Consider the following 12,548-nt stretch of genomic DNA (forward strand, 5'->3'; position numbering starts at 1 on the left):
CTACAACCGCGTCACTTCCCAAAAAGCTTTCTTGGGCTGCAGGCTTTGGTCAAACAGCAGCGGATAATCCTTTCTGCCTCTTACCGGAAAATTATCCAGCCAGCTGTTCCGGTCGGAAATATTCCAGAAGGTAACGCTGCTGATATGTTTGCTGTATTTCCTGAACAGCCCGAAAGCCAGTTTGTATTTTTCCAATTGCTGTTGTTCCCGTTCGGATGTAAAGGCCGTGTTGGCATCTTCCGGTCTGCTAGCCCTTGCTTCGTGTTCTTTGGGATAAACAGATATATCCAGTTCCGTGATCTGGAGTGTAAGGCCAAGGCTGCTGAATTGTTGCAGGGTGCTGTCCAGTTGTTCTTTGGAGGGTTCGTTAACAGCCCAATGCGCTTGCAAGCCAATACCATGAATAGGAATGCCTTTCGCTTGTAATGATTGGATGAGCCGGATGATCTTTGCTCTTTTGACGGCGCCGATCTCATTATAGTCATTGTAAAACAACAGGGCATTGGGATCTGCTTCATGCGCCCATTGAAATGCTTTGGCAATATATTCCTCACCAATGATCTGCAGCCAGGGAGATGGGCGCAGCCATTCGCCGGCTTTATCCGAAACAGCTTCATTCACTACATCCCAGGCATATATCTTCCCTTTATAACGGCTTACCACCGTGGTGATATGGTCCTTCAGTCTTTGCAGCAATACTTCCTTGCTCACAGGCGCGCCTTTATCGTCCATAAAAAGCCAGGAAGGGGTTTGGTTATGCCAGCACAGCGTATGCCCGCGCATTTTCATATTGTTGCGTTGTGCAAACGCTACGATGGAGTCAGCATCTTTCCAGTTGTATTCTTTCTCCTTTGGATGAACAGGCCCCATCTTCAGCGCATTCTCCGGCGTAAGGCTGTTGAACTGTTGTATGACCAGGGAAGCTTCATTGCTTTTCAAAGCACGCGGGGAAACAGCAACACCCATGGTGAAGAAGTCCTTGTAATAATCCTTTAAGCCCTTTGTATTGGCGGCGGAAGCAGTACCCTGCCCGAAATACCTGGCCGCAAAGTCAATAAAGAAAGGCCAGTTGGGGCCCGTGGTATGGCCACCTTCGTGTTGCCGGAAAGCAAGTTCACCAGTCAGCACACCTGTTTCCTGTGGCGGCATTTCGGTAGTGCCAAGATCTTTTTTGCCGAGCAGGGTATAGACAGGACCTGCATGAACGGCGGCCACAAACATGCCTTTACCATCGATCCAGTTCCCTTCTACCTTGGGTGAACCTACACTGATGAATACAGGTCGCGGTGCACAGAGTGCGATCAACTCGTGCGCATCTACCGGCAGGTCATTGGGTGTCAGCGGACCTGCATACCGGATAAAATTGCCGGCAAACCAATGGTACTCGCCCGAAGATGCCAGGTTCTCCACTTGTTCACCAAATACCCGGCGAAGGATCTTGGCGCCGCCGGCGCCCGAAGAGCCAATAAACCCAATAGCAAACCTGGGCTCATAAGCCAAAGCCACCAGCGCCGCCTTTCCATATCTTGATAATCCCTCAATGCCTACGCGTTTGGCATCTACTGCCTTGTCTGTCTCCAGGTAATCCAATGCCCGGCTGGCGCCCCAGGCCCATGCTTTTAACGTGCCCCAGTCGTCTGCCTTGCGTGGCTGTCCTTTATTGACCAGGCCAATGATACCCTGCGTTAAACCGGCGCCGTTATCTGCCTGGTAGCTGGTGGGCACGATCACGGCATATCCCCATCCTTTGGTCAGCAGTTGTTGTTTCCAGCTGGGTGGGGCTTTCCTTGAAGTATCGCGGGGCGGATTGAATCCTGGCGGAAATACAAAACCAAATTCCATGATCACTGGCACAGGTCCTGTTGCCTGCGCAGGCGTGGTGAGGGTCATTTGTATAGCTACTTTTATCGCAGGCCAGGAAGCATTGTCTACATGACCCGTCAGCTTTTTGGTTACCACCGGTATATCGCCATCCATCTCCTGGGTAGTGGCCACGACCTCCCACTCTACGTGGGGTGTTTTCGCAGGTGTGCGGCCATAGACGGCGGTATCGAATGCTTCCACAATTTCCGGGCGGCGTTTATTCCACCAGGTTGTTGCCTCCGTTACCTTCTTGCCGTTTTGCAGCACCAGCGCGTCGGGCAGGGTGGTATAGGGGGAGGCCTTGGTTTCATCCGAATTGGCGGCATCAGGCGCTTGTGGATTGCCCGATGGGCCACGCCTCGTAGAAGGGATGTTCAATTGCTGCAACATTCGTTTATAATCAAGCTGCGTGGCTTTGTTGATGCTGTCTACACGCAGACTGTCGGCAGGTGACATCCTTCTGAATTGTGCCTGCACACCAGTTGAAAGTAGTAAAGTAAGTAGGCAAAAAAAAGCAAGGGGCTTCATACGTTTATAATTTGATTGCAAGCAATGGTGTATCCACTAAATCCACAAAATCCTATTAATCCCGGTTCAGACGTGTTTCCGGTGGACCTAAATAACTATCTTCCTGTTTACCTGTTTTCACAACCAGTTTTTGTACCACCACCGCAGGGCTTACCATCCAATACTTCACAACATGCCTTCCCGGTTGGGAAATCACATGGCTGGATGTTTTGATAATAATATTATTAGCTACCCACTTCTCCCAGGTCCTTACATTACTGTCTTCCTTGTTGATACTAATGATCTGTGGCGCCTCATCATCTACAGAAATAGCATATTGAAGTCCTTCAGCCGTATTGTGGAAATTCAGGGTAGGGGAGAAATAGGCGTTGATGGAAGCCTCCCCTTTACCGAAAGTATAGATATCGTATTCCAGGTGCGGCGAGTTGCCGCCAGGTTTTTGTGGTTTGGCAGTAACAGGGAATGGAGTAATGGCAGCACCCGTACGTCCATGATCGGATAATACCTGCCATTTAATATCCGGTGTGTTGATCGCCCTGGTATAATGATCCGCCCCTATAGAAACCCCCGATAGCTCTACCTCGTAAAACACATGGCCGGTTACTGATGCAGGTATGGAGGCAACTTTTACATCCTTTTCACCGCCATCCGGTAGCCTGGAGGCGTTAGTGCCAGTCATATACTTTACTTCCGGCATGGATTGACGGTTTGGTTGTTGCCAGTACGTATACCCGATATGCGTTTGGCTCATCATTTGATTCCATTTCCCGTTGTTGAGGCTATGGTATTGAGCCGTGATGATGGAATCATTGGCATATAGTTCCTTCACCTTATCCGCATATATATTGGCGCCCGGAAGATCATGTGCATTAGCGGCCTTATTCAGCGCAACGTTGTAGTACATTTCATAGAGGTTGGCGCAGGCTTTTACCGGGTGCAACACAAGTTGGAAGTAGGCGTCCTGGCTGGCTGCCGGCAGTGCCTGGCCAATGGCAGTGGCTTTTTTGAGCAATTCGTTGTAATCATCAACTACTTTTTCCCATTCATAAGTGGCAAGACTATACGTATTCGCATCCAGCAGTTCTGGTTTACGCCGGCCATTATATTTGGTGTACCTGGAAATAATGTCGGCGATCTGGCTGGCATAAGCAGCACCGAATTGCCGGGCGGCCCATCGTTCCGTATACCGTTGCAGATCAGCAGGACCGATGGCATCAGGGTTCCAGGCATAATCAAGAAAGAAAGAAATGGGAAACTCCATGGGTTTGATATCGCCCACATTCACGATCCATATTTCCCGGGCCTTATATTCCCAGGCCAGGTGCATTTGTTCCCATACACGGGCAATAGGATTCGTATTAAGCCATTTGTAGTTGCGGGGACCGCCTACATAATCAAAGTGATAATAAATGCCATAGCCCCCTTTCCGGGGCGTCTCATCCGGCTTGGGCAACTTACGGATATTGCCCCAGTTGTCATCGCACAACAATAAGGTTACATCATCCGGTACCCGCATACCTTTGTCATAATAGTCCTGCACTTCTTTGTACAGCGCCCATAGCTGGGGTGTTTCGCTGGCCGGCTTGCGCGTTACTTCTTCAATGATCTGCCGCTGGTCTTTGACGATCCGCTCCAGCAGCGCAGTGGCTGTTTGCCGGCTCATGGGTTCATCACCATCGCCCCGCATACCTATGCTTACTATCTTTTCGTTAGTGGCCCGCTGCATGCCACCGCGCCAGAATTCTTTGAGTTTTACTTCATTGCTGTCATAATTCCATTTGCCTTTGCCGTATCGCCTCCATTCATCATGCGCCCGCATCAGTGGCTCGTGGTGAGAAGTGCCGATCACGATACCATACCTGTCTGCCATTTTTATATTTAGTGAATCGTCATCATAAAAAGCATTGCCCCACATGGCGGGCCACAGGTAATTGCCTTTCAGGCGCAGGATAAGTTCAAATACTTTTTCATAGAACAGGTGATTGAAGCCGCCGAATTTTTCCTTGCTCCAGCCCGAGAGCGCAGGGGCCTCATCATTGATAAAGATGCCGCGGTATTTTACTTTCGGGGCATCGGTCAGCGTGACCCCTTTCTTTATATAGAGATCTTTTTTCTTTATTACCGGTACATCAGCCCACCAGTACCAGGGAGATATCCCCAACTGCTTGGACAGCTCAAATACCCCATAGGCTGCGCCCCTTCTGTCGCTGCCCGCGATCACAATACGATTGCCGGCTGTTTGTATCAGGTACCCTTCCCATTTGTTTTGTAAAGCCGTCAGCGGGAGCTTACGCTCTTTACCGGCAGCTTTGATGAGCGAACTGCTGGCCAACGTACCAATGATGATGACAGGTTGTTGGGTGATGCCGGAAGAAATGGATGGCTTCACACCGGTTACCATTTCAATATCCTGTTGCAGGCATTTCGCAGCCTGCTGCACCAGTGCTTCGTCCCTGGGATCAACACAGATCACCACGCCCGCCAGGGAAAATGTATTGTTGGAAGGTTTGTCATCTACAAGCGATTGGGCATAGCTGCCCATCGTTAGCAGGCAGAGCGTGATACCGAGTGATAATTGTTTCAGACTCAAAGGTGAGTCGCTCTGCCGCGCGGCCAGGCAGCGCCGTAGAGCGGCCCACCTTAATGTAGGTTTTTGTTTCATATAGTTCAGTTACTAAAAACCAATACTGTTTCCACCGTCTACCGGCAATACAACACCTGTAATAAATTTGGCCGCATCACTGGCCAGGAAGTATGCAGCGTTCCCGATATCGGTGGCTTGTCCCATGATGCCCATGGGCGTGCGGCCAAAGACCTTTGCTTTTCTTTCAGGATCACTGTCCAGGGCTTTCGCCGTCATTTCAGAATAGATGAAACCAGGCGCAATGGCATTGACGCGGATACCATTGGGCGAAAGTTCCACCGCCATGGCCCGGGTCATGCCATCAATAGCTGTTTTGCTGGCCGAATAAGCAATCACCTTCGGCAAGCCGTATTGTGCTGCCATAGAACTGATATTGATAATGCACCCGGTTTGCCTGGGCAACATGTGTTTGACTACTTCCCGGCTCAGCGAGAATACCGAGGTGAGATTGGTGAGGATCACCTGTTGAAAATCCTCATCCGTTACCTCGGTGAAATCCTTCTTCATATTGATGCCGGCATTGTTCACGAGAATATCGATCTGGCCGTATGTCTGAATGATCTGTTGTACAAAGCCGGGTAGGGAAGCTAGGTCCGATACATCACAGGCCTTGGCGATACAGAGTTCACCCAGTTGTTGTTGTGCAGCGTCTAATTTCTTTTTATCCCGGCCGGCAATAATCGTTTGAATACCGTTCTGTACAAAGGTGGAGGCAATGGCGAAGCCAAGGCCTGAACCCCCTCCGGTCACGATGGCTGTTTTGGGGTGCGTTGCTGTCATTGTATACTTGGTTTATAGTCTTTTCTATAGGTTCTTTTAGTGGTGCTGTCCGGGCCAATGCAATAATGTGTCAGAAAGTGCCGCTTCTCAAAGAGGACTTACGGATAATAAGGTCCGAACGGATCACAATGGTATTGGTATGCCTGATATTGGTTATGCCCTGCAGGTGATTGACCAGGCTCCTGGCGGCAATCTCACCCATATCCTGACCCCGGTAATCAATGGTAGTTAAGGAGGGCTCAACAATCCTGCCAATCGTATCATTATTAAAACCTACTACCGCAATGTCTTCCGGAATACGTACGCCCTGTTCTTTCAAATGTTGCATGCACACGGCGGCTGAGAAATCATTGGTGATAAATGCCCCATCGGGCAAGGGGGCCATGTCCAGTATCTGCCGCGCCGCTTCTACTCCGCATTTTTCACTGAGATCCTTGATGAGCAGGTGCTGCTCATCGAAGGGCAAGCCGCTGTCGGCCAGCGCAGCTTTATAGCCCATAAAACGTTGCACATATACGTTGCGTTCCAGGCTGGCAGTCACCATTACGATCCGCCGGCAACCTTGCTCTATCAGGTGTTTGGTGGCCTGGTAGCCACATTGGTAATTATCGATGATCACTTTCGTGCTTTCCGATCGTTCTTCCACCCGGTCAAAGAATACCACCGGTATACCCTTGTCCTGGAATAATGAATAGTGGTCCAGCCCGATGGTATCGAATGCCAGGGAGGCAATAAGGCCGTCCACTCTTTTATGGAAAAGATTGGCTGCATTGGCGGCCTCTTTTTTAAAGCTTTCGGAAGAGTGGGCAATGATAAGATCATAGCCCGCTTCCGAAGTGATCCTTTCAATACCTGCCAATACCGATGTAATGAAGTTACTTCTCAATTCATGGACGATCAAACCAATCGTATTGGTCTGTTGCTTCCGGAGGCTGCTGGCAAAGATATTACGCCGGTATCCCAGCAACCGCGCCGCTTCCTGTACCCTTATCCTGGTTTTTTTGTTGATGGTGGGATTATCCTGCAATGCCCTGCTTACCGTGGCGGACGACAGGGCGAGTTTTTTGGCAATATCATGGATCGTAACCTCTTTCTTCTGTTTCATGTTTGCAATCGGTTGCTGAAGATCGCAAAAAAAATCAAACCAGCGTAATTTGTTTTCGGGAGTCGGTACACACTATATAACATGGGCGTCCTGCTTACGGGCTTCTCAGCCCGGTCATCAGGGTTTTTGCGTTAAGGCAAGTTTTTGCAATAAAAAAATGCAATCGGTTGCTATTTTATGTTTTTTGCCTATATTCGTTTCCGCAGGTAAGCCCTTTGCCTGCCAAACGATTGAATTTCTGGTTAAAAAAATTGCTGTATGGAACAACCTAATTGCCTGTCGGGCACCCCATTTTTCCATTGCATTTTCGTCGTACTCTCCCGCTTGGCATTTGCTTTCCGGCACTTGCAGTTCGTCCGCCTGTCAATGATCCGGCTGCGCACAACTATCCCTGGCACCGTAAAACATCATTGGTCCTTATTGGCATGCCGGGGGTATCTCCATTGTTGAAGTGCTGGCATCTCATCAATAACAATCATAAAGTCTACATACCAAAACGATGAATATGAAAAAAACTCAAAACCGAAAAAGGTTTATCCTGCAAAGGCTGTTGCAGGAAAAAATGACTGCTATGGTTTTCCTGCTTTTACTTTCCTGTCTGGCAGGAACAGAAGCATTCGCTCAAAATACCGTCAAGGGTAAAATAACAACCAACACCGGAGACCCCGTTGTGGGCGCTTCAATAGTCGTAAAAGGAACTGCCAACGGCACCAATACCGGTGCAGACGGCAGTTTTTCCATTGCGGCAGCTAAGGGTGCCACGCTGGTGGTTTCGAGCGTTGGCTATACCACCAAAGAAATTACCGTGGGTGATAATAATACCATTGATATACGACTGGCTACCGCAACAGGTGATCTTGACCAGGTAATAGTAGTGGGGTATGGCACCCAGCGAAAAGAAGCGATCACCGGTTCTGTTGCTTCCATTGGCGGAGAGAAAATGCGGGAAGTGCCTTCGCCCAATATCTCACAGGCCCTGCAGGGACGTATGGCTGGCGTGGATATTGCACAAACCTCCACCCGGCCGGGAGCTACTATGCAGATCCGTATCCGTGGTACACGGTCACTGAGCGCTGATAACAATCCATTGATCGTATTGGATGGTATCCCCTTTATCGGATCACTGGCCGACATCAACCCGAATGATATTAAAAGCATCGATGTACTAAAGGACGCCTCGGCCACGGCCATCTACGGTTCGCGGGGCGCCAACGGTGTCTTAATTATTACAACAGAAAAAGGATCTAAGAACAGAAAACCCCGCATCAACTACAGCGGATATGTTGGCGCACAGAAAGTCTTTGCCAAATATCCCATGATGGATGGACCTCAGTTTGTAAAACTCCGTACGCTGATCGCTGCTACCCCTGGTGCCATTCAATACCCCAACGGGCTGGATGAGTCCAACGATGTCAATACCGACTGGCAGGACCTGTTCTACCAAACAGGCATCGTAACCGATCACAACATCAGCCTTTCCGGCGGCACCGAGACCGGCAGCTACAACTTTGGAGGAGGTTACTACCTCAACCAGGGTGTGATCCCCACCCAGCAATACAAGCGTTATTCACTGCGGGGTTCAATAGATCAGCAGGTGGGTAAATATGTGCGGGTTGGCTTCACCACCAATAGCAATTTTAACCAAACCGAAGGGAGTCAGGTAGGCTTGTACAATACATTAAGCATGACGCCTATTTCCTCTCCGTATAATGCTGATGGCACTTTGAAAAGAGGCATACGGATGTCGGTAGACAACCAGTATATCTATACAAAAGACAATGTGAAAGCCTTAAGGGATAATGATCAATGGCTGAATGAAACACGCGGTTATGCCACTTACAATGCCGTTTATGCAGAAGTAAAAGCGCCGTGGGTGGATGGATTGAAGTACAGGGTAAACCTGGGATTGGATTACATCCAAACCAATAACGGCGCTTATACCGGCGCCGGGGTGGGCGATGCACTTACTGCCACTACGCCTTCCGCTGCTTCTATCGATAACAGGAACACAGTGCACTATACACTGGAAAACCTGTTATTTTATGATCGCAGTTTTGGTAAGCATACCATCAACGCAGTGGCCTTGTATTCTGTGGAGCAACAGAAATACAACAGGTCAAACGTGGCGGCAAGAGATGTCCCTGCCGATGCCCTTGAATATTATAACCTGGGACAGGCCAGTGGTGCAATAACAGTGGATCCTGCCAACCAGGATTACCAGTTGTGGGGCCTCATGTCGGCCATGGGACGTGTGATGTACTCTTATGATAACCGTTATATGATCTCGGCAACGGTGCGGTCCGATGCTTCTTCCAGGCTGGCGCCCGGACACAAGTGGCATACCTATCCCGCTGTATCGGTGGGTTGGAATATCACCAACGAATCATTTATGCGGAACGCGCCCATTATCAATAACCTGAAATTGCGTGCCGGCTATGGACAAACCTCCAACCAGGCGATTGCGCCTTATGCTACCCTGGGCCGGTTGGACACAAGGCCTTACAATTTTGGGCCCACCAGTTATTCAACAGGGTTCTTTGTTTCCCAACTGCCCAATCCTAATCTGGGATGGGAGTTCTCCAAGACTTTGAACATTGGCCTTGACTTCTCTTTGCTCAAAAACCGTTTGTCCGGTACTATTGAGTATTATGTCACCAAGACCGAAGACATCCTCTTAGGTCTGGGCCTGCCACCCACTTCCGGCGTGTCTGGTTATACAGCCAACATTGGTTCAACTGAAAACAAGGGATTCGAATTCTCGCTGAATGGTACCATCCTTGACGACCTGAATGGCTGGACCTGGGAGATGGGTGCTAACGTCTATGTAAACAACAACAAACTGGTATCGCTTGCTTCCGGGCAAACCCGCGATGAGGGCAACTGGTGGTTTGTAGGCCACAATATCAATGCGATCTTCGATTATGAAAAAATAGGTCTCTGGCAAAAAGAAGACCAATACCTGAATGTGTTGGAGCCAGGTGGTAACATAGGAATGATCAAGGTAAAGTATACCGGTGGCTTTAAAGCAGATGGTACGCCCGAGAGAGCGATCGGTACTGCCGACAGGCAGATCATGGATGTAGATCCCGATTTCCAGGGCGGTTTCAATACCCGCGTATCCTACAAAGGATTTGACCTGGGTGTGGTTGGTTTCTTCAGAAGTGGCGGTATTCTCTTCAGTACCATTCACGGTTCAAATGGCTATCTTAATTTGTTGAGCGGACGCCGCAACAATATAGATGTAGACTACTGGACACCAGAAAATACAGGCGCCAAGTATCCCAAACCAGGTGGCATTATCGCCAGTGATAACCCCAAATATGGCAGTACCCTCAGTTACTTCGATGGCTCTTTCCTGAAGATACGCACCATTACACTGGGCTACGATTTCAACAGGACCCTGCTTAAAAGGTCGCCTGTTAAAATGAGGATGTACTTTACAGCGCAAAACCCTTTTGTCCTGTTCTCGCCATTCCACAAAGAATCGGGTATGGATCCTGAGACCAACTCATTCGGAAATGAGAATGCGTCGGTAAACCTCAGTCAAAACCTGAGACGTATCCTGACCGTAGGGTATAATACACCGGCCACCCGCAACTACATTGTAGGCGTTAATTTGACATTTTAAATCATTAGATATGAAACATCTGCTTATAAAATCGCTTATAGTATCAGCATGCTTCCTGCTGTTATTCTCAGGGTGTAGCAAAATTCTGGAGGAAAAGCCCCGCAGTTTTTATGAACCTGGTTTTTTTAAGACCGAGAAAGGAGTGCTGGGCGGTATCACCTCCCAATATGCCCACCTGCGATTCCTGTATGGCCAACCCTATTATTACAATATCTTGGAGACGGGTACCGACGAATATACCTGGGGCCAGAGTGCCGACGCCAATTTTAAAGATGCAGATCTCAGTGGCGTAGGTAACCTAACGGCTGCCAGCAGTCGTTCCGACAACTTGTGGACTACCGCTTTTTCCAATATCAATACAGCCAGTGGTATTATCGAGAATGCGGCAGCGGTGCCTGCCATCACTGCTGCAGTGGTAGCCGAAGCCAGGTTTTTCCGGGCCTTCGATTATTTTCTCCTGGTGCAAACCTTTGGCGGTGTGCCATTGGACCTGGGCGCCGGAGAATTGAAATTTAATACAGCCCCTTCACGAAAATCTGTGCGCAACACCGTACCTGAAGTGTATACCAAAGCCATATTCCCCGACCTCGTGCAGGCGATAAACGATTTGCCGGCTGCGCCAAGGGTAGTTGGGGGCGCTACTAAAACAGCAGCACGCCTTTACCTGGCGAAAGCCTATTTAACCTATGGCTGGTGGTTACAAAACCCCAACAACATTCCCACCTATCCACAAAGCGCCAGGACCGATCCTGATGCCCATGATGCAGCGTGGTATTTCCAAAAAGCATATGATGTAGCTAACCAGGGTATCGACCAGCCGGGTAGTTTTGGCCTGGAAAATACTTTCTATGACCTGCATGTTGGTGGTAATGACCGTAACAAGGAAATGATCTTGTATGCCGACCATACACAGGAAAGTGAGTTTTACAATGGAGCTTGTATTTCCTGCTTTGATGGTGAAGCAGGAAATGGCAGGAACTCTGCCGTTTGGATGGTTACCCCCAACTATACGGTGATCAGAAGCGCTCCCAATGCCGACGGTACCGGTATTGCTGTAAGTTCCGTGCAGCGGGAAGCTGCTCAGGCTTTAGGTCGTCCATACACCCGTATGGCTCCTCCGGTGGGCGTGTTTATAAATACCTTTGCAGAGAAAACGTTGGATTCCCGTTATGACGGCACGTTCAGTACTGTTTATAGAGCTAATTGGCCCAAAGGTGGTACTACGAACGCAACGCTTTATAATGCGAACGATATGCCGGTTACACCCGGTCAACCCATACTGAGCTTCCTGGAATATCAAACAGACGCAGTAGGTCTTGTTTATCCTACCGGGCCATCTTTCCCCGGCAAATCCTCCAATGCGGTGGGCGCTGGTGTAATGCCAGGCAGGGCCGATTTTGTGATCGCTCCCCTCGGTATAAGCAGGGTGTTATTTCCCGGTCTATGGAAAATGGGCGTATACCGTACGGATAATGGCACAGGGCTAGGCCAGCCCAATGCTACCAGCACCCGTCCATTCAAAATTGCCAAATTCTCTGAGTTTTACTTCATAGCGGCGGAAGCTGCCGTGAAAGGTGCCACTACTGTAGCAGGCAGAACCGCCCGCGACCTCATCAATGTGATCCGTGCACGGGCAGGCAAGTGGAAATTCTCCAACAAGAACAATGCAGCCTTCGTGGCAGACAACAGTGCCGCGATGATTGCTGCCACGCCTGCTACCATCGACATCAACTATATCCTGGCCGAACGTTCCCGTGAATATTTCGGAGAAGGCCATCGTTGGTTCGACCTGGTACGTACGCAAAAATGGAACGAACTGGCTGGCACCTACCAGATTGCTGGTGCAGCCTATGGCAATCATACACCCGAAACATTTACACGTACCATTGAACCTAAGCATTATCTCCGGCCCATTCCGCAAGGCCAGCTGGATGGCATGGAAGCGACAGCCGAAGAAAAAGTGGCCTATCAAAATCCAGGCTATAATTAATACTCATCAC

Annotated in this window: 6 protein-coding genes; 2 read left to right on the forward strand and 4 right to left on the reverse strand. The window is 49.4% G+C overall.

The genetic code is table 11. The features are described from left to right. The 4 genes from D3H65_RS33390 to D3H65_RS29535 form a co-directional block, all read right to left on the reverse strand. Complete coding sequence (locus tag D3H65_RS33390; RefSeq protein ID WP_245999618.1) at window positions 1-2,391, reverse strand: endo-1,4-beta-xylanase; 2,391 nt, start codon at window positions 2,389-2,391, stop codon at window positions 1-3. Between the two features lie 55 nt (window positions 2,392-2,446). Next, complete coding sequence (locus D3H65_RS29525; RefSeq protein WP_119053751.1) at window positions 2,447-5,053, reverse strand: glycosyl hydrolase 115 family protein; 2,607 nt, start codon at window positions 5,051-5,053, stop codon at window positions 2,447-2,449. A 12-nt stretch (window positions 5,054-5,065) separates the two neighbouring features. Beyond that, window positions 5,066-5,815 carry an SDR family NAD(P)-dependent oxidoreductase gene (locus D3H65_RS29530; RefSeq protein WP_119053752.1) on the reverse strand — a complete coding sequence of 250 codons (750 nt, stop codon included), beginning with the start codon at window positions 5,813-5,815 and terminating at the stop codon, window positions 5,066-5,068. Window positions 5,816-5,885: 70 nt separating this feature from the next. Then, on the reverse strand, window positions 5,886-6,920 hold the full coding sequence (locus tag D3H65_RS29535) for a LacI family DNA-binding transcriptional regulator (protein ID WP_119053753.1): 1,035 nt from the start codon (window positions 6,918-6,920) through the stop codon (window positions 5,886-5,888). A 505-nt stretch (window positions 6,921-7,425) separates the two neighbouring features. Here D3H65_RS29535 and D3H65_RS29545 point away from each other — a divergent pair. Continuing rightward, complete coding sequence (locus D3H65_RS29545; protein WP_211345572.1) at window positions 7,426-10,548, forward strand: SusC/RagA family TonB-linked outer membrane protein; 3,123 nt, start codon at window positions 7,426-7,428, stop codon at window positions 10,546-10,548. A gap of 10 nt (window positions 10,549-10,558) precedes the next feature. Continuing rightward, a complete protein-coding gene (locus tag D3H65_RS29550) occupies window positions 10,559-12,538 on the forward strand; it encodes a RagB/SusD family nutrient uptake outer membrane protein (RefSeq protein WP_119053755.1) in 1,980 nt (659 codons plus the stop codon). Window positions 12,539-12,548: the final 10 nt, after the last annotated feature.

Source organism: Paraflavitalea soli, assembly GCF_003555545.1.
Lineage (GTDB): Bacteria > Bacteroidota > Bacteroidia > Chitinophagales > Chitinophagaceae > Paraflavitalea > Paraflavitalea soli.